Origin of the sequence: Leclercia sp. LSNIH1, assembly GCF_002902985.1 — a bacterium.
Taxonomy (GTDB): domain Bacteria; phylum Pseudomonadota; class Gammaproteobacteria; order Enterobacterales; family Enterobacteriaceae; genus Enterobacter.
Window position 1 is genome coordinate 4,187,799 of the sequence record NZ_CP026167.1, and the last position, 18,700, is coordinate 4,206,498.

At 59.7% G+C, this 18,700-nt stretch carries 18 protein-coding genes; 5 read left to right on the plus strand and 13 right to left on the minus strand.

What is annotated here, in order from left to right; translation table 11 throughout:
* Positions 1-5: 5 nt before the first annotated feature.
* From C2U54_RS20660 to tctD, 4 genes are all read right to left on the minus strand, one after another.
* Positions 6-1,205, minus strand: coding sequence for a nicotinamide mononucleotide deamidase-related protein YfaY (locus C2U54_RS20660; protein WP_103180427.1), 1,200 nt, complete (start codon positions 1,203-1,205; stop codon positions 6-8).
* A gap of 93 nt (positions 1,206-1,298) precedes the next feature.
* Positions 1,299-1,838: a YfaZ family outer membrane protein gene (locus C2U54_RS20665; RefSeq protein ID WP_103180429.1), complete on the minus strand. Its 540-nt coding sequence runs from the start codon at positions 1,836-1,838 to the stop codon at positions 1,299-1,301.
* A 128-nt stretch (positions 1,839-1,966) separates the two neighbouring features.
* Positions 1,967-3,376, minus strand: a complete 1,410-nt coding sequence (locus C2U54_RS20670) for a sensor histidine kinase (protein ID WP_103180430.1) — start codon at positions 3,374-3,376, stop codon at positions 1,967-1,969.
* Positions 3,363-4,037, minus strand: a complete 675-nt coding sequence (gene tctD / locus C2U54_RS20675; RefSeq protein ID WP_103180432.1) for a transcriptional regulator TctD — start codon at positions 4,035-4,037, stop codon at positions 3,363-3,365. The genes C2U54_RS20670 and tctD overlap by 14 nt, the downstream gene beginning before the upstream one ends.
* A gap of 149 nt (positions 4,038-4,186) precedes the next feature.
* Here tctD and C2U54_RS20680 point away from each other — a divergent pair, with 149 nt between their 5' ends.
* Genes C2U54_RS20680 through C2U54_RS20690 form a run of 3 tightly spaced genes read left to right on the plus strand, consistent with a single transcriptional unit; the run spans position 4,187 to position 7,136 of the window.
* Positions 4,187-5,167, plus strand: a complete 981-nt coding sequence (locus C2U54_RS20680; RefSeq protein ID WP_103180434.1) for a Bug family tripartite tricarboxylate transporter substrate binding protein — start codon at positions 4,187-4,189, stop codon at positions 5,165-5,167.
* An 11-nt stretch (positions 5,168-5,178) separates the two neighbouring features.
* Complete coding sequence (locus C2U54_RS20685; RefSeq protein WP_103180436.1) at positions 5,179-5,610, plus strand: tripartite tricarboxylate transporter TctB family protein; 432 nt, start codon at positions 5,179-5,181, stop codon at positions 5,608-5,610.
* An 11-nt stretch (positions 5,611-5,621) separates the two neighbouring features.
* Complete coding sequence (locus tag C2U54_RS20690; RefSeq protein ID WP_103180438.1) at positions 5,622-7,136, plus strand: tripartite tricarboxylate transporter permease; 1,515 nt, start codon at positions 5,622-5,624, stop codon at positions 7,134-7,136.
* On the opposite strand, the gene menE is transcribed toward C2U54_RS20690, so the two are convergent.
* The 8 genes from menE to C2U54_RS20730 form a co-directional block, all read right to left on the minus strand.
* A complete protein-coding gene (gene menE / locus C2U54_RS20695) occupies positions 7,137-8,498 on the minus strand; it encodes an o-succinylbenzoate--CoA ligase (RefSeq protein WP_103180440.1) in 1,362 nt (453 codons plus the stop codon).
* Positions 8,495-9,460 carry an o-succinylbenzoate synthase gene (gene menC / locus C2U54_RS20700; protein WP_103180441.1) on the minus strand — a complete coding sequence of 322 codons (966 nt, stop codon included), beginning with the start codon at positions 9,458-9,460 and terminating at the stop codon, positions 8,495-8,497. Before menC ends, menE begins: the two co-directional genes overlap by 4 nt.
* A complete protein-coding gene (menB, locus tag C2U54_RS20705; RefSeq protein ID WP_103180443.1) occupies positions 9,460-10,317 on the minus strand; it encodes a 1,4-dihydroxy-2-naphthoyl-CoA synthase in 858 nt (285 codons plus the stop codon). Before menB ends, menC begins: the two co-directional genes overlap by 1 nt.
* The gene (menH, locus tag C2U54_RS20710) at positions 10,314-11,090 is read right to left on the minus strand and encodes a 2-succinyl-6-hydroxy-2,4-cyclohexadiene-1-carboxylate synthase (RefSeq protein ID WP_103180445.1); all 777 of its coding nucleotides are present in this window, start codon (positions 11,088-11,090) and stop codon (positions 10,314-10,316) included. Before menH ends, menB begins: the two co-directional genes overlap by 4 nt.
* The gene (menD, locus tag C2U54_RS20715) at positions 11,087-12,757 is read right to left on the minus strand and encodes a 2-succinyl-5-enolpyruvyl-6-hydroxy-3-cyclohexene-1-carboxylic-acid synthase (RefSeq protein ID WP_103180447.1); all 1,671 of its coding nucleotides are present in this window, start codon (positions 12,755-12,757) and stop codon (positions 11,087-11,089) included. The genes menH and menD overlap by 4 nt, the downstream gene beginning before the upstream one ends.
* Before the next feature lie 88 nt (positions 12,758-12,845).
* Positions 12,846-14,141, minus strand: a complete 1,296-nt coding sequence (gene menF, locus C2U54_RS20720) for an isochorismate synthase MenF (protein WP_103180448.1) — start codon at positions 14,139-14,141, stop codon at positions 12,846-12,848.
* Positions 14,142-14,239: 98 nt separating this feature from the next.
* Positions 14,240-14,545 carry a stress response protein ElaB gene (gene elaB / locus C2U54_RS20725; RefSeq protein ID WP_103180450.1) on the minus strand — a complete coding sequence of 102 codons (306 nt, stop codon included), beginning with the start codon at positions 14,543-14,545 and terminating at the stop codon, positions 14,240-14,242.
* A 62-nt stretch (positions 14,546-14,607) separates the two neighbouring features.
* Positions 14,608-15,069, minus strand: a complete 462-nt coding sequence (locus tag C2U54_RS20730; protein WP_103180452.1) for a GNAT family N-acetyltransferase — start codon at positions 15,067-15,069, stop codon at positions 14,608-14,610.
* 73 nt (positions 15,070-15,142) lie between these two features.
* Between C2U54_RS20730 and rnz the strand changes: the two genes are divergently transcribed.
* Entirely contained in the window at positions 15,143-16,060 is a 918-nt protein-coding gene (gene rnz / locus C2U54_RS20735; RefSeq protein WP_103180454.1) for a ribonuclease Z, read from the plus strand.
* Positions 16,061-16,126: 66 nt separating this feature from the next.
* Positions 16,127-17,131 (plus strand): chemotaxis protein, encoded by a 1,005-nt coding sequence (locus C2U54_RS20740; RefSeq protein ID WP_103180456.1) that lies wholly within the window; start codon positions 16,127-16,129, stop codon positions 17,129-17,131.
* A gap of 109 nt (positions 17,132-17,240) precedes the next feature.
* On the opposite strand, the gene nuoN is transcribed toward C2U54_RS20740, so the two are convergent.
* Positions 17,241-18,698, minus strand: a complete 1,458-nt coding sequence (gene nuoN / locus C2U54_RS20745) for an NADH-quinone oxidoreductase subunit NuoN (protein ID WP_103180457.1) — start codon at positions 18,696-18,698, stop codon at positions 17,241-17,243.
* Between the last annotated feature and the right edge of the window lie 2 nt (positions 18,699-18,700).

The following is an 18,700-nucleotide window of genomic DNA, read 5'->3' on the forward strand; positions in this document are numbered from 1 at the left end:
ACCGGTTACTCAACGAACAGCGATTCCACCACGTTGATCCAGCCGTGCTCGCTGGCCACCTCCTTACCTGCCAGCCAGCGACGCAGCATGTTCAGCGCCATCATGGCGCAGACCTCCTGACGCACCGCCAGGCTGTGGCGGCTGATACCCATTTTGACTCTTAAGGCATGGGTCCCTTCCGGCGTGGCGAGCGCAAAATTGAGATACTCTTCATCCAGTCCCCCAACAAACAGCGCCAGACCGGCAAAATGTTTCACCCGGCGTTCTGACGCCCAGCGTGCCGTCTGCGCCAGCGTCTCCTGCTGGAAGGGCACCACTTCGCTGGCCAGCAGTGGGGCACTGGCCCGGTTTAACTGCAACGCCAGCAGGCCACCGGTAAACTGCTCGCTCAGGGTAACGCTCAGCTGGCGCGACTGCAGATGCTTCGCAATCTGCGCTGGTAGCCCTTCCGTACCCTCGAAAATAAGACTTTCGCCCGCCACGCGCTGCACTTCCGGCCAGAGCGCCAGCATCGCCGCTTTCTGCGTCGCAGGCCCGGTCAGCTTGAGTTCAATGATCGGCATGGAAGAGCGATAGCCCATGGATACCCCCGGTGGCAGCGGCAGGTGATCGAGGCTCTGCGCCAGATCGCTTTCCGAGCGGCCAAAGGTGGTCAGGCGCAGGCAGACTGGCGGTTCAGGCAGGGTAAAACGTTGACGAAGGCGCGGCAGGATCTGCTGTTCGACCATCACTTTAAATTCAGACGGGACACCCGGCGTGAAGAACATCAGGCAGCGGTTCAGTTGAACGGCGAAACCGCAGGCGGTACCCACCGGGTTATCGACCAGTTCGGCGCTGGCCGGGATTTCAGCCTGTTTGCGGTTGCTGGGGGCCATCACGCGGCCACGTTCGGAGAAGAAACGCTCCATCTGGGCCAGCCACGCCTCATGCAACACCAGCCCTTCGCCTTTGGCGGTCGCGGCAGCCAGCGCGCTGAGATCGTCGCCGGTGGGGCCGAGCCCACCGTTCACAATCAGCACGTCGCAGTGTTCGCTACGCTCGCGCAGAACAGTCACCAGCGACTCAAGACTGTCGCCTACGGTATTGCGGCGCGTTAACGGTAATCCTTGCTCAAAGAAAAGATCGGCAAGCCAGGCAGCATTGGTATCAATAATCTGTCCATGCAGCACTTCGTCGCCGGTGGATAACATCTCCACGTTAATCATTGTGTTCTCCCGCTTATATGGTGAAAACACTATAGCGCAATCACCGGCACGGAGAGGAGAGAAACTGGCGCGACGGACGCCGCGCCGGAGGGGTTAGAAGCCTGCGCTGACGCCCACGTACGGGCCGTCAGCCAGCGCGTTGTCGCGGTTGCCCTCTTTGCCCGCCAGGTTCAGATAACGATAGCCCGCTTCGATGGTAATCGGACGCATGATGGTCCAGCGCGCACCCGCGTTAGCTTCTTTATAGCTGTCGATACCGCTGGAGAGGGAGTCCGGAGAGTAGTAATACTCGCCGAACAGGCCGAAGCTGTCGCCAATTTTCCACTGCAGACCGCCGCCCACTGCCGCCGCGTAACCTTCGTCACCGTCGTTCGGGTTGGTATAGATGCCTTTACCGCCGACGGTCGCCAGGAATGGACCAAGCGGAACGTTAAAACCGAGGCCCAGGCTTGCCGCATCGCCATCGTCGTCGTTATGCGTCCAGCCGCCGGTCATCGCCAGGCCTGCGCTATCCGTGCCAAGACCAAAGCCCAGGTGGGTATAGTCCTCGCCCGCCGAGCCGTTGAAGGAAATAGCGTTGGCCGCTGCCGATACACACATCAGGCCTAAGCCCATTAATGCCACTTTTTTCATTGTCGTGATCCCGCACAATTTGTTCACAGATATCCAAAACCGCGAGATTTTAACCTGACTGGCTATGGGATCAATGGACTCCGTGTGCGTCGGACAATTAGTTTGTAACGATTTGATAATATCAACATTTACGTCATCAATAAAAAGCGCATTTTGACGCACAGACCGCCCAGATTTTCACTGGCCATCAGTTGAAGATGGCTGCGGTGCAGGCGGGCGATATCGTTGGCCAGCGCCAGCCCAATCCCGGACCCGGTGGCATCTCCTACATTATCCAGCCGATGAAACGGCAGCATGGCCTGGGAAATCTGATCTTCAGCAATTCCCGGTCCGCTGTCCTCCACGCTCAGCTCAACAGCGTCGTTAACCGTGTGCAGAGACACGGTGACGATGCCCTGCTGCGGGGTGTATTTGATCGCATTCTCCAGCAGGTTGGCGCACAGTTCGCCCAGCAGCACCTCATCACCTTCAATCATGACGGATTGCTGAATGCCGTCATAACCTAAATCGATCCCCTTGCTGCGCGCCTGCGCCAGCCGGGAGAAGCAGCAGTTCTGCACCACCTGAACCAGATCCACCGGGGCAAACTGGCGCTCTCCCTGCTCTTTGTGCTTCACCGTGGAGAACTGCAACAGCCGTTCAGTAAGGACGATGGTGTTGTCCAGCGTCACGTTCATGGCGCGTAAACTCTCCTGCCACAGGGCCGGATCGTTTCGCGTCAGGGCAACGGAAACCTGGGTTTTGAGCACCGCCAGCGGCGTTTTGAGCTGATGAGAAGCATCGGCGTTGAAACGCTCCTGGCGGGAAAGCACGCCGCGTAATCTGTCGATATAGCGGTTAAAGGCCACGATCAGCAGCCGCGTTTCTGACCAGGGCAGCAGCTCCGGCAGCGGGGCCAGCAGCCCTGGCTCACGGCGCACCATCAGCGAGGAGAGCTGACGCATCGGGCGCAGCACGCGGCGCAGCAGCCAGGCGGTTAAGACCAGCGTCAGCAGCACCAGCAGCCCCTGCGAAACGAGCGATGAAAACAGGAGCTGTGTGGCGAGATAGCGCCGCGACTGCAAGGTTTCGGCGACGTAGATCTCCGCCATACCGGAAACATTGTCTTCGTTAATTGGCTGGAGCAGCTTCGCCACGCGGATCGCCTGGCCGCGATACTCAGTATGATAAAACCAGGCCAGCGCGGGATAGTGCGTGGTGCGCGACGTGGAGCGGGGCATATTCGGCAGATCGTCATAGCCGGAGATCACCCGCCCCTCCGGGTCAACCACCTTGTAATAGAGGCGATCGTTCATGTTCAGCTCGAAGCTGTCGAGCACCACCCAGGGAACATCGACCAGCAGCTTGCCGTTGTGCACCTCCAGCCGCTCAGAGACGGTACGCGCCGACGATAACAGCGTGCGGTCGTACGCCTGGGTCGCCGCCTGCAGGGCGCTGACGTAACTGTTAAAGGCCGACAATCCCCACAGCAACAGCAGCGGTAGGCCGAGAAAAAGCAGCAGTTGCAGATAAAGCGACTGAGGCTTAACCCACTTCATCGCCGCACTCCAGCACATAGCCCAGCCCGCGCAGGGTGGTGATCCGCACCCCGCTGCCAGTCAGTTTTTTGCGCAGGCGATGAATGTAGAGATCGAGACTCTCGGGGCTGACGTCATCATTCAGGCTAAACACCTGATCGAACAACTGCTGGCGGGAGACGGGCCGGGTGCGGCGATGCATTAGCACCTTCAGCAGTGACAGTTCACGCGGGGTGAGCGAGAGCGGCTCATCGCGCAGCAGGAAAAAACCGTCGTCGTCATACTCCAGCTCCCCAAGACGCTGGCGTTCCTGGGTTCGCCCCTCGCTTCGGCGCAGCAGGGCGCGAAGCCTGGCGTCCAGCTCCTCCAGCTCAAACGGTTTTGGCAGATAATCATCCGCCCCGGCGTTCAGGCCTTTCACCCGATCCGCCACGTTGCTGCGTGCGGTGAGAAACAGCACCGGCAAGGTCTGGCCGCGTTTTCGTAAACGGTGTACCACCTCCAGGCCGTCAAAACCGGGCATACCGATGTCCAGTATCGCCACCGCGTAGTTTTCCCCCTGCAGCAGATGATCGGCAGCGCGCCCGTCAGAAACGCAGTCTACGGCAAAGCCCTCCTGCACCAGCGCTTTCTCCAGCCAGTGAGCCAGCTCACGATTATCTTCCGCCAGTAAGAGACGCATATCACATCCTGTAAAGTTGGTGTCGCGTTGAAAGGGAAATGAAAGGTTATTGTTTTAACAATCACGCAACGGAACCGCTACAAGGTGGTTCACATAATCAGAAAAAAACCCGTACCCGTACCCCCGGATCGCCGGCGTGAGGATAAACGATGAAAAAACAATCACTTTCAACGGTTGCTGCAAGCGTATTAATGTTGAGTGCCTCTGTTGTCCAGGCCCAGGACGCCCCGTCCCGCACCGAATGTATCGCCCCGGCCAAACCGGGCGGCGGTTTTGATCTCACCTGCAAGCTGATTCAGGTCAGCCTGCTGGAGACGAAGGCCATTGAAAAACCGATGCGTGTAACCTACATGCCAGGCGGCGTGGGCGCGGTGGCCTATAACGCGATCGTCGCGCAACGACCGGCGGAAGCCGGCACGGTGGTCGCCTTCTCCGGCGGCTCGCTGCTGAACCTTTCCCAGGGCAAGTTTGGCCGCTACGGCGTGGATGACGTGCGCTGGCTGGCCACCGTCGGTACCGACTACGGCATGATCGCCGTGCGCGCAGATTCCCCGTGGAAATCCCTGAAAGATTTGCTCACCGCCATGGAAAAAGACCCTAACAGCGTGGTGATTGGTGCAGGCGCCTCCATCGGCAGCCAGGACTGGATGAAAGCCGCCCTGCTGGCGCAGCAGGCGAAAGTGGATCCGCACAAAATGCGTTACGTGGCGTTTGAGGGCGGCGGTGAACCAGTGACGGCGCTGATGGGCAACCACGTGCAGGCAGTTTCCGGTGACCTCAGTGAAATGGTGCCCTACCTGAACGGGGATAAAATCCGCGTGCTGGCGGTCTTCTCCCAAAACCGTCTGCCCGGACAGCTGGCAAACGTGCCGACTGCAAAAGAGCAGGGTTATGACCTCGTCTGGCCGATTATCCGCGGCTTCTTTGTCGGGCCAAAAGTGACCGATGCCGAATACCAGTGGTGGGTCGACAACTTTAACAAACTGCAGCAGACAGACGAATTTAAAAAGCAGCGCGATCTGCGCGGGCTGTTTGAGTTCAACCTGAACGGTAAGCAGCTGGACGAGTATGTCAAAAAACAGGTGAATGACTACCGCGAGAAGGCAAAAGCGTTTGGCCTGGCCAAATAACCGGAGGCGCTATGAGCGATCGCATTTTTGCCGGGATCTGGTTGTTGCTCTGCATTGGCGGGATGTTCGTCGCCTGGCAGATCCACAGCGAATACAGCTATGAACCCGTGGGGCCCCGCCCCTTTCCAATGGGCATTGTCGGCCTGATGCTGCTTTGCTCGGTGGCTATGCTGTTACGCCATCCGGATACCGTAGAGTGGCCGCCCAGACGCATTTTGCAGCGGCTGTTGGTAATGGTCATTGTGCTGCTGATGTATGCCTGGGGCTTTGAATGGCTCGGCTTCCCGGTGGCGACCGCCATCCTGACGATGGTGATCGGCATGCTGTTTAACGCCAGCCTCCCTGCGGCGGGGATCTCGGGTGTGGTGATGGGCATTTTCCTGTGGTACGCCTTTGACCGCCTGCTGGATGTGACGCTGCCGCTTGGCGCCTGGCTTAATTAACGGAGCACGCTATGGATACCTGGATTTACCTCTCACAGGGGTTCGCCGTTGCGATGACCCCGGAAAACCTGGTGATCGCCCTGATCGGCTGCTTCGTCGGGACGATCGTCGGTCTGCTGCCCGGACTTGGGCCCATCAACGGGGTCGCTATTTTGCTCCCGCTGGCGTTTGCCCTGCATCTGCCTGCGGAATCAGCGCTGATCCTGCTGGCGACGGTCTACATCGGCTGTGAATATGGCGGCCGAATCTCGTCAATACTGCTCAACGTGCCCGGGGATGCGGCGGCCATTATGACCGCGCTGGATGGTTACCCGATGGCGCGGCAGGGGCGCGGCGGCGTGGCGCTGTCTATTTCCGCCGTCAGTTCGTTCTTTGGCTCGCTGATTGCCATTGGCGGCATCATTCTGTTTGCGCCTGCGCTGGCCCAGTGGTCGCTGGCGTTTGGTCCGGCAGAGTATTTTGCCCTGATGGTCTTCGCCATTGCCTGTCTCGGCAGCATGATGGCGCAAAACCCACTGAAATCGTTTTTGTCTGCGCTGATTGGCTTAGGGTTAGCCACCGTCGGCGTGGATGCCAACACCGGGGTCTATCGTTTTACCTTCGACAGCGTTCACCTCTCCGACGGCGTGCAGTTTATCGTGGTCGTGATTGGTCTGTTCTCTGTCTCTGAGATCTTACTGATGCTGGAACATACCAGCAGCGGGCAGACGCTGGTGCGTAAAACCGGCCGGATGCTCTTTAACGCCAAAGAGGGCGCGCAGTGTATCGGTACTACGCTGCGTTCAGGGGTGATTGGTTTCTTTGTCGGCATTCTGCCGGGTGCCGGAGCAACCATCGCCAGCGCCATCACCTACATGACGGAGAAAAAGCTCAGCGGCAACAGCGACAGCTTTGGCAAAGGCGATATTCGCGGCGTCGCCGCACCTGAGGCGGCCAACAATGCCTCGGCCTGCGGCTCGTTTATTCCCATGCTGACGCTCGGCGTACCCGGCTCCGGTACCACGGCGGTGATGATGGGGGCGCTGACGCTCTACAATATCACCCCAGGACCGGCGATGTTTACCGAACAGCCGGACATCGTCTGGGGTCTGATTGCGGCGCTGCTGATTGCTAACGTCATGCTGCTGGTGATGAACATCCCGCTGATTGGCCTGTTCACCCGTATGTTGACCATTCCGCTGTGGTTCCTGGTCCCCGCGATCGCGGCCGTCTCGGCGGTGGGGGTGTATGCAGTACACAGCACCACCTTCGACCTGATTCTGATGGTGGTGCTGGGGGTGTTCGGCTACATCTTGCGTAAAATGCACTTCCCGATGTCGCCGCTGATTTTAGGGTTTGTGCTGGGTGAGATGCTGGAGCAGAACCTGCGCCGCGCTCTGTCCATCAGCAATGGTAATGTCTCCATTCTGTGGGACAGCAACGTGGCGAAGATCCTGCTGACGCTGGCGATTGTGGTGGTGGTCGTACCGCCGGTGCTGCGCCTGTTTCGCCGCCGTCAGCGTAAGCCGCAGCCCGATATCGGCTAATTACCCTGACAGTTGGGCATTCACCCACTGTGTTAACGCCTGGCGGGAGATCTTAATCCCGCCATTTTTTAGTTCTGCTGGCAGCACCAGCCAGTGCACGGGCTGCTCAAATCGCGCCATTTTGCCCTGTACCCACTCCGGGAAGCGGGTGAAATCCGTTCCCGGTTCACACTCCACTACCGCCACCGGACGCTGACCAAATTCGGCGTCATTCAGCGGGACAATAAAGACCTGGCTGATGTGCGGATGGGTCGCGATAATCCGCTCAAGGCTCTCCGGCTGAATGCCCTCGCCTCCGCTGAAAAAGAGGTTATCCATCCGACCGAGGATCGTCAGGCGACCCTCATGCAGCTCCCCGCGATCGCGGGTGGCAAACCAGCCCTCAGAATTTGTGAGCGGCAGCAGCGCGCCGTCGCGCCAGTAGCCTGAGGCCATGCTTTGCGCCCTGATCCACACTTCACCGTTAACAACCTGCACCTCCCTGCCCGGCAATGCGCAGCCCACGTCCGGCTCACCGTCAGCCTCTTTCGCGCAGACGGTAGAGGCAAACTCCGTCAGGCCGTAGCCACAAAACGTAGAAATACCCTGCGCGCGCGCCTGTTGCGTCAACTCAACGGGGATGGCGGCCCCGCCCAGGAGTACCGCTTTCAGCGCGATGTGCTGGTGTGTATTGAGCAGACGCCAGAGCTGGGTTGGCACCAGCGAGGCATGGGTACACCCCTGCAAGGCCTGCTCCAGCGGCTGCTTCTCGCGCACGGTTAAGCGCGCGCCGGCCTGCAGCCAGCGCCATAAGATCCCCTGCCCGGAGACATGAAACAGCGGCAGCGAAAGCAGCCAGTCATCATCCTCGCCGTAGGGCATCAGCGCGAGGACACCCTCAGCGCTGGCAAGATGCGCCCCGCAGGTATGAACGGCCGCTTTCGGCAGCCCGGTAGAGCCGGAGGTGAGCGTCATTGAGGCCAGCCGCTCAGGCTGCCATGCCACGCTGTATTCGCCAGACTGTGCATGCATGCCAAGCGCGGCGAGTCCCTCATAGTGACCATCCAGCACCAGCGCAAAACGCAGCGTCATTTGCAGAAGCAATACCTCCAGCAGTGGGCGCGGGAGCTGGGGGTTAACGGGAAGAATACGCGCGCCGCACTGGAGCAGCGCCAGCCATGCCAGCAGGGTCTGCGGGTGATTATGGGCAAGCAGCAGCACGCCGTCACCCGCCTCCACGCCCTGCTGATGAAACCCTGCAGCCAGATTGTCGATGCGGGTGCAGAGCTGTTGCCAGCTCAGCACCTCGTCGTTGAGACGCAGAGCCGGTTTATCAGCACGCTGCTCGCGCCAGTGCCGCCACGGCCAGTCACTAAAACTCATTGCAACGGCTCCAGCGCCTCAACGCCCGCGCACGGCAGGGCGCTACCCGGCCACGGGCGAATAAGCTGGGTTTGCATCAGGTTTAACGTATCCAGCCCCGGGATGGTGTCGGGCGTTAACCAGGCGGCAATACGCGCCAGCTGCGTTAGCCCAAGGCTGGATTCGATGGAGGAGCTGATCACCGCCGTCAGCCCTGCGCTATGCGCTGCCGCCACCTGGGCACGCACCTTCGCCAGACTGCCCGTTAGCGTCGGTTTTATGACCACGGCGCTGACGCCCGGCTCGGCGGTAAAGGCAAAGTCCGCCTCGCGCAGGCTTTCGTCCCAGGCGATGGCTATGCCGGTTTCGCGGGCAAAGGCGCGTGAATCCTCACGGGTTTTGCACGGCTCTTCCAGAAAAGCGATGCGACTGCGGTACGCCGGATTGACGTACTTCGCGAACTGCTGCGCCTTAAGCGGCGTCCAGGCGCGGTTGGCATCGAGACGCAGACGCAGATCGGGGATTGCCTCCAGCAAGAGGTTAGCGACCATGCCGTCGCGTACCGCTTCGTAAAGACCGACTTTGATTTTCACCACTTTCTCGCCGGGCATAGCGCTGAGCAGTGCAAACAGCTCATCCGGATCGCCGGTACAGAGCGGCGCGGCACGGTAATCGGCCTTATCAGGCAGGCTGCCGTCGAGCTCTGCGAGCGCACAGCTGATGCCGAACGCGGCGGAAGGGACGTCGGGCTGCGGCGGATTCAGGCCTGTACGCCATTCCTCTACCCATGCCACCAGCGCAGCCTGCGCCTCCTCCAGCGACTCCAGGCTAAAGCCCGGCAGAGGCGAAATCTCGCCCCAGCCCTGCCCTTCGCCCTGCTGCAGTTGCACGAAGAAACCATCACGGGTTTTTAACCGCCGTTCACGCAGCACCACGCCCGCGTCCATCGGTATCTGCCAGCGGTAAACCTGCGCGCTGCGCATTACGGGTTCCGTTTGTATTTGCTGAAGTCCGGCTGGCGCTTCTCGTTAAACGCGTTGCGTCCTTCCTGACCCTCTTCAGTCATGTAGAAGAGCATGGTGGCGTTACCCGCCAGCTCCTGCAGACCGGCCTGGCCGTCGCAGTCGGCGTTCAGGGCCGCTTTCAGGCAGCGCAGCGCCATCGGACTGTTCTGCAGCATTTCACGACACCAACGCACGGTCTCTTTTTCGAGGTCGGCAATCGGCACCACGGTGTTCACCAAGCCCATATCCAGTGCTTCCTGAGCGTTATACTGGCGGCAGAGGAACCAGATTTCACGCGCCTTTTTCTGACCGACAATGCGCGCCATGTAAGAGGCACCCCAGCCGCCGTCGAAGGAGCCGACTTTTGGTCCGGTCTGGCCGAAGATGGCGTTCTCTGCGGCAATGGTCAGATCGCACATCATATGCAGCACGTGACCACCGCCGATGGAGTAGCCCGCCACCATTGCGACAACCGGTTTCGGGCAGGTGCGGATCTGACGCTGGAAGTCGAGCACGTTCAGGTGATGGGTACCCGCATCGTCCTGGTATCCGCCGTAGTCACCGCGTACTTTCTGATCGCCACCGGAGCAGAACGCTTTTTCACCTTCCCCGGTCAGGACGATAACGCCGATGTTGTCGTCATAGCGCGCATCCGCCAGGGCCTGAATCATCTCTTTGACGGTTAACGGGCGAAACGCGTTACGCACCTCTGGACGGTTAATGGTGATTTTGGCGATGCCGTCAGTGGACTTGTGGTAGCGAATGTCGGTATAGCCTTCGGAGCAGTCCAGCCATTCCACCGGTGCATAGAGCATGTTTTCATCAGGGTAGATCATAGAGTGTCCTTAATTGAAAGAGGGAGTATCTGGGCCAGACGCTCAGCCACCGCAGCGGGGTTTTCCCGATGGGCGTTATGTCCGGCGTGAGGAATTTCATGGCGGGTGGCGGTAAGCTGCCGGGCAATATCCCGAAACTTAGGGTCCTGTTCGCCATAGAGATAGAAAAAAGGAAGTGCGCACGAGGCGAGCTCAGGGCGTAAATCGGCTTGTTCGGCAAGCGACGTCGCCTGGAGCATGGCGGCCAGAGCTGGACCATTATTCTGGCTACGCAGGGCGACAAGCTGTTCGCGCTGCGCGGGGGTTAGCGAGGCAAATACCGGCTGCTGATACCAGTCGTCAAATACCGACGCCAGAGGTTCATGGCGCAAGCGTGCCGCCCACTGCGCATCGGAGGCGCGACGGCTCGTCCGCGCGTGTTCATCGCTCAACCCCGGATGCGCCCCCTCCACAATCAGCCCCTGTAGCCCCCCGGGCCGCTGGCAGGCGTGATACATCGCAATGCGGCCGCCGAGGGAGTACCCCACCAGCCAGTAATTTAGTATGTTGTAACTAATCAGAGTGCGATTGAGCAAGCCGTTGAGATGATGGAAATCACTCACCACAATGGAGGCCGACTCTCCGTGTCCCGGGAGATCGAGATAGAGGCGGGAATAATCGCTCAGGCGCTCCCCTGACACCTGCCATTCGCGGCAATCGCCGGAAAAACCGTGCAGGAAAACCAGCCAGGGTTTATCCGGCTGACCTTTACGCTGGGTTCCCGCGAGGATCATAGATGGCTTACCTGCGCCAGCAGGTTTTGCAGCATCTGCGCCCCGTCGCTGTCGTTTACCACCACCTCGATTAGCGTGGTGCCGGGTTTGCTCCACGCCGTGCTGAGCGCGCTCTCCAGCTCCGCCCAGTTTTCCGGGCGCTGATACTTGAGGCTGAACATCGCCGCCGCATGTTCAAACTGCACGTTCTGCGGCATCAGATAAAAGCGTTCCCGTTCGCTCTGCGGCGTCGGCAACAGGGAGAAAATCTGGCCGCCATTGTTGTTGATCACCAGCAGCACAAAGGGCGCCGAAGCCTGACGAAGCAGCGCCAGCGCGTTCAGATCGTACAGCGCCGAGAGATCGCCGACGATCGCCAGCGTCGAACGGGCATTCGCGCGCTGAACCCCTGCTGCGGTTGAAATCAGCCCGTCGATACCGCTGGCGCCACGGTTACTGAATACCGGGTAGCCCGCCGGCAGGCGGGAGAAAGCGTCAATCAGACGCACCACCAGGCTGTTGCCCACAAACAACTGCCCCTGTTCGGGCAGATAGCGATGGATGCGGTGGGCCAGCTGCGCTTCACCGAATGCGTCGCTGTGTTGCGCCGTCAGTTCCCAGGCCTGGCGAGAGAGTTCAGGAATGTCGGTTGCCCAGGGGGCACGTTTTTCCGCCGGATGCAGCTCCAGCCACTCGGCCACGCTGGATACCAACCGACGGCCACGATGGTGCGCGGGATCCAGCCGCCCTTCGCGGGAATCGACCAGCCAGTACTCTTCCGGCCTGCAGGTGGCCTGCCACTGCAGAAGACGTTTACCCGTCAGGCTGCCGCCAAGCTGCACCACAATCTGCGCCTGCTCCAGTTCGGTCACGGCTCTGGCGTTGCCGAGCCAGAGATCCGCGCACGGCAGCGGCTGGCCGGTCTGGGAGAGCACGTCGCCAATCAGCGGCCAGCCAAGCCGTTGCGCCCACTGCGCTACCTGCTTGCCTTCCTCGGCGCTCATCCTGCCCGCGATGACCACACCGCGTTTCTGCCGCCAGAAGAACCAGTCGCGCTGTTGGGGGCTTGAAAGCGCCGCCGGAGCGCGCAGCCAGGGTTTATCGCTCTGCCACCAGTCGCCCAGCGCCTGCTGCCACTCAAGATCGGTATCATCCATTTCGCCATACAGCGGCTCGGCAAACGGACAGTTGATGTGCAGCGCCCCGGCACGCAGTCCGCCCAGGGCGTTATCCACCGTCGAAACCAGCCAGCGGGCGGGAATATCGCGGGTCGGACGCGGCAGCGACAGGGTTTCTGTCGGATGGGTGGCAAAAATCCCCGACTGGCGAATGGCCTGATTGGCGCCGCAGTCGATCAGCTCCGGAGGACGATCTGCCGTCAGCAGCACCAGTTTTTCACCGGTCAGACCGGCTTCGATCAATGCGGGATAGAGGTTAGCCACCGCCGTGCCGGAGGTCACAATCACCGCCACCGGCTCATGGCTGGCTTTTGCCAGCCCCAGCGCCAGATGGCCGAGACCGCGCTCATCAAAATGGGTGTGATGAATAAAGGCGCGGTTTTCGGCGGCGGCCAGGGTCAACGGCGTTGAGCGCGAGCCGGGCGCAATGCAAACATGCCTGACGCCATGGCGGGTCAGGGCTTCAAGGATCACCGCCGCCCAGCGCCGGTTAAAGGAACTCACTGACATGGAATTGTCCGGTATCAATATTGCGACGTAGTATAAATAATAGAGAAAGATGTAATTTTGATATGAATCGGGAATGTATGACTCAGTATTAATCCTTTAGGAGCAGAGAGCGCAGCCCGGCTGCTTTATTTTCAATCTCCTGCCACTCCTGATCGGGGTCAGAACCGCTGACGATCCCCGCCCCGGCATACAGGCGAACACAGCTCTCCTCAACGCTTGCCGAACGCAGCGCCACGCAGAACTCGCTTTGTGCTAACGAGAGATACCCGGCGGAACCGGCATACCACTCCCGGTCGAAGGGTTCATTGTGGGCGATGAAATCCCACGCCGCCTGGCGCGGCAGACCGGCAACGGCCGCGGTAGGCTGCAGGCGCAGCAGGCACTGTTCATCGTCCGGCTGTTGCAGCGCGGTCCAGATGCAGCGGCGTAAATGCTGAACCTTCCGCAAGCGCACGATTTGCGGCGGGAGGACATCAAGCACCCCGTTTTCCCGCTGCAGGCGCTGGCAGATGTCCTCAACCACCAGCATATTTTCCCGCTGGTTTTTATCGTCGGTCATCAGCCAGTTACCCAGCCGTGCGGCATGGGCATCGTCCGGATGGCTGGCAACGGTACCGGCCAGCGCTTCGGTGCGCAGCAGCAAACCGCGCCGCCGCCACAGCCGTTCCGGCGATGAGCCGAGAAACGCCCGGCTGGCATCAGGGCGCATAAAGAAGTGATAGCACTGGAAGTTGACCTGCCGGCTGGCCGCCATCAGCGCGGCGGGGTTTACCGCCTCGTTAAACTGCAAATCTGTCGCCCGGGCCAGCACCACTTTATCGAATGCCCCCCGGCCGATAGCCTCTGTCGCCCGGGTAATCAGCTGAAGCCAGCTGGCCCGGTCAGGGAGATGCGTTTCGCTCACCACCGCCTGCGTGACCGGGGCGACAGGCTGGCTCTCCGCCAAAGTCTGCATAAACTCCCGCGCGCGCTGGGCCTCCGCTTTCAGGGAGGTGTCGCTCCAGAGCACCAGGCGCAACGTTGCGGTCCCGCCGAAGCGCTGCCACAAAAGGCGCGGCAGGAACAGGCTGCCCTGCTTTGGATCGAAGGCATTAACGCCCACCACTCTCAGGTCGGGTGCGTGTGGATAACGGTTTAAAAACTGACGGGCAACGGATAACGAGGAGAAATGCGTTATCGCTCCGAGAGCAGCATACTCTTCGTCGCCATTGCGCTGCTGCCAGTAGAACTGCGGGTAGATGTGCTGGGCATTCAGCCAGCCGAGCGGATCAAACGCGTCGTTGAGGGCAAAGGAGACATCGAGATAATGCAGGCCTGGGGTATCGGGAAAATCGTCAGCTAATTGTTGGCAAAGGCCTTTCAGCGCGGTGGAAATCGAGTGCACGCGAACTTCTCCCAGCTCAAAAACCTCACATTATAAGGGGTACTAAACAGAAAAAGCAGTACCCCGAGTTGGCAGGGAGAAGCGTTCGTGCTGTGTTGTTAACGGCGGGCGAGTAAAATACCCAACACCAGGCCGGCGGCGGCGCCTACGCCAATCCCCTGCCACGGCTTTTCACGGACATAATCATCCGCACGATAGACCGCTTTTTTGGCCTTGTAATAGTATTGATCGGACGCATGACCCACGCGCGTTTTCACATCATGCAGAGCCTGCTCAGCACGCGCTTTTAGCTCAATGTATTTCTGATCGGCCGGATCGCCGGAAGAGCGTAAGACCTCCTCCAGGGTTTCACTCAGCAGGGTCAGATCGTCATCTACATGGTTATCCGATGATTGATAAGACATAGTGTTCTCCATGTGGTTGCATCAGTTCCGTAACTATAGACAATGCTTGACGATTCCGCCTGCTACGCTTGTTGTACCTCTTTCGCCATACCCACGTGCGGAATGCCATCTTCGTCGTAGATATCCGTCACCTGCACAAAGCCAAAACGGGCATAAAAAGTGTGCAGATGCGCCTGCGCCCCGAGGTATAACGCCTTGTCGGGCCAGTTATTTTCGCAGGAACGCAGCGCGTGCTCCATCAGGGCATAGCCCAGCTTCTCGCCCCGCACCTCGCGGCTGATAATCACGCGGCCAATCACAACGGGGGAGAAATCGTCGTCACTTTTCAGAATCCTCGCATACGCCACCAGCCGGTTATCTTTCCAGCCGAGGATATGGCGGTTCTCCCCCACCAGGTCTTCGCCGTCAATGTCCTGATAGGGGCAGGTTTGCTCAACGACAAACACCTCACAGCGCAGTTGAAGTAAGGCGTAAAGCACAGGAACGGACAGCTCGCTATGGTGCAGATCTTGCCACTGGATCATTGGGGTCTCCTTATCGTGAGGGGAGCCGTTATACTAATGACTTTTCGTCCCCGGTGCAGAGGCTGAGTGCATTATGGAGCTGTTTTTTTTAGGAACATCCGCTGGCGTACCGACCCGTACGCGCAACGTTACCTCAATTTTGCTGGATCTCCAGCACCCCACCCGCGGCGGGCTGTGGATGTTTGACTGCGGCGAAGGCACGCAGCACCAGCTGCTGCGCACCGCCGCGCATCCCGGCAAGCTGGATAAAATTTTCATCACTCACCTGCACGGCGATCACCTTTTTGGCCTGCCGGGGCTGCTCTGCAGCCGCTCGATGGCGGGCAATATCCAGCCGCTGACCATTTACGGCCCGCCCGGTATCCGGGAGTTTGTTGAAACCAGCCTGCGGATCAGCGGCTCGTGGACGGATTATCCCCTCGAGATTATTGAGATCAAACCGGGCGTGGTGTTCAAAGATGATGCTTACACGGTAACCGCTGCGGCGCTCAATCACCCCGTGGAGTGTTACGGTTTTCGCATTGAAGAGCGGGATAAACCCGGCGCGCTGGACGGTGCCGCGCTGATTGCCGCGGGAGTGCCCTTCGGCCCGCTGTTTCAGCAGCTAAAACGCGGCGAAAGCGTCACCCTGGAAGATGGCCGGACCATCAACGGTGCGGCGTATCTCTCCCCGCCCCGTCCGGGTAAGAAGCTGGCCCTCTTCGGGGATACCGCCCCCTGCGACAACGCCCTTGCGCTGGCTCAGGGCGTCGATCTGCTGGTGCATGAGGCCACGCTGGAGGTAGCGATGGAGGAGAAAGCCAATAGCCGCGGCCACAGCTCCACGCATCAGGCGGCCAGGCTTGCCCGCGACGCGCAGGTAAAAAAACTGATCGTCACCCACGTCAGCTCCCGTTACGACGCCGAAGGCTGCGCCATGCTGCTGGCGGAGTGTTGCGCCATCTTTGCTGCCAGCGAGCTGGCAGAAGATTTTGCTACCGTGCGCGTTTAATGCTCTGGTTTTCCCCGAAACTGCCGATAACCCTATCAGGCCGGTATTTTTCACTGAGGGGCAAACATGGATAACTTCCAGAAAGACATTGATGACAGGGCAAATCTTACTCTGTCGAACCGATTTGAGCTGCTGCTGTTTCGTCTTGGCCGCTCAATGAATGAAAACAAATCTGAGCTGTTCGGCATCAACGTCTTTAAGCTTCGCGAGATTGTGCCCATGCCCTCGTTCACCAAACCGGCGGGGATGAAGTCGCCCCTGATGGGTATGGTTAATATTCGCGATCAGGTGATCCCGGTTATCGACCTGGCCGCGGTGGCAGGCTGCAAGCCAACGACGGGGCTGAACATTTTGCTGATCACCGAGTATGCCCGTAGCGTCCAGGCGTTTGCCGTGGAGTCGGTCGAAAATATCATGCGCCTGGACTGGAAGCAGGTGCATGCGGCGGAAACCGCGGTCAGCGGACGCTATATCACCAGTATCGCCTGTCTGGATGAGAAGACGGATACCAACGATCTGGCGATGGTGCTGGACGTTGAGCAGATCCTCTATGACATCACTCCGGCTAACCACGACCTGCATGCTACCGATCTGAAAATCACCAAATTCAATATCAAGCCGGGTGCGGTGGCGATTGTGGCAGAAGACTCCAAAGTGGCGCGCTCAATGCTGGAAAAAGGGCTGCAGGCGATGCAGATCCCGGCGCAGCTGCATATCACCGGCAAAGAGGCCTGGGAGAAGATCGGCGTGCTGGCCGCGCAGGCCCAGGCGGAAGGGGTGCCCATTACCGATAAGATCTCGCTGGTGCTGACCGACCTTGAGATGCCGGAGATGGATGGCTTTACCCTGACGCGCAAAATCAAAACCGACGCCATCCTGAAGGATATTCCGGTGGTGATCCACTCTTCCCTGTCCGGTAACGCCAACGAAGATCATATCCGCAAGGTGAAAGCCGATGGATACGTGGCGAAGTTCGAGCTGAACGAGCTGTCATCGGTGATTGAAGAGGTGCTGGAGCGCGCCAACAAGAAAATCGACGGGCCGCTGATTAGCCGTAAGCAGCTGGCTTAAGCCCGGCGGCGCTTCGCTTGCACGGGCCTACGGTTTTGTAGGCCGGGTAAGCGCAGCGACACCCGGCAATAAAAAAACCCGCCGAAGCGGGTTTTTTTTTCTGCCGTTTTTACATCAGCGGCATCGCATGCTGCACGATGGTGATCAGCGGCTGCGGATAGATACCGAAGATCAGCACCAGCAGCGCGGAGATGAGCACCACAATACCGCCGGCGCTGTACTGCCAGTTGCCTGGCGCATCGCGGTTGAGCTGCTGAGGCGCACTCAGGTAGAGGCTCACGGCAACGCGCAGGTAGTAGTAGAGACCAATCGCGGAGCCGATAACGACACCCGCCGTCAGCCACCACAGACCGGCCTGCACACCCACTGCCAGCACATAGAACTTCCCGATAAAGCCGAGCGTCATCGGGATACCTGCCAGCGAGAGCATCATCACGGTCATCACCGCGGAGAGGATCGGACGGTGCCAGAACAGACCACGGTAGGAGAAGAGCGAGTCGGCATCCGGGCCACGGTACGGGCTGGACATCAGGCTCACCACGCCGAAGGCGCCGAGGCTGCTGAACAGGTAACCGGCCAGGTAGACACCCACGGTCTCCATGGACATCTGACCGCTCTGCAGGGCAATCAGCGCCACCATCAGATAGCCGAGGTGGGAGATGGAGGAGTAACCGAGCAGACGCTTGATGTTGGTCTGGCTCAGCGCCATCAGGTTACCGAAGATGATGGAGACAAAGGCGATCACGCCCAGCACTACGCGAACCGCTTCGCTGTCACCCACCGGGGCGTAGAGGAACAGACGCATCACCACCCCGAAGATAGCGATCTTGCTCGCCGTCGCCAGGAAGGTGGATACCGGCGCTGGCGCACCCTGGTAGACGTCTGGCGTCCACAGGTGGAACGGCACCAGAGAGAGTTTAAAGCCGAGGCCAACAATCATCATGCCCAGACCCGCCAGCAGCAGCGGCTCATGCAGCATGCCGTCGCCGAGGCTCTTGCCGAGCGCTTCAAATGAGAGGTTACCGGACTGAGCGTAGAGCAGCGCAATACCAAACAGCAGGAAGGACGAAGCAGCAGCAGACAGGATCGTATACTTGATACTCGCTTCCAGAGAGCGCTTCTGGCGGAAGGCATAACCAATCAGGCCGAACAGCGGCAGCGAGATCAGCTCAATACCGAGGAACAGCGCCGCCAGATGGTTGGCATTCGCCAGCAGAATGCCGCCCAGGGCCGCAATCAGAACCAGCAGGTAAAACTCTTCTCTGTTGTCGTTGTACCCTTCCAGCCACGGGTAGGCAAAGGTGCAGGTCGCCAGACTGGCTAACAGCACCAGCCCGGTGTAGAGCATGGCGAAGCCATCAACGCGCATCAGCGGCGTGACGTCCATCGCCCCCGCCTGGCCAACAAACCAGAGGGAGACTAACGCAGCGTTCAGACCCAGAACCGCCAGCGTGGCATTCAGGAAGTGATTGCGTCGCCACGCAATGGAGAGCATCACAACCACCACCGTCAATCCGACGATCAGCAGCGGTAGCAGCGCAATCAGTTGTTGTGGAGTTATTGTCATGG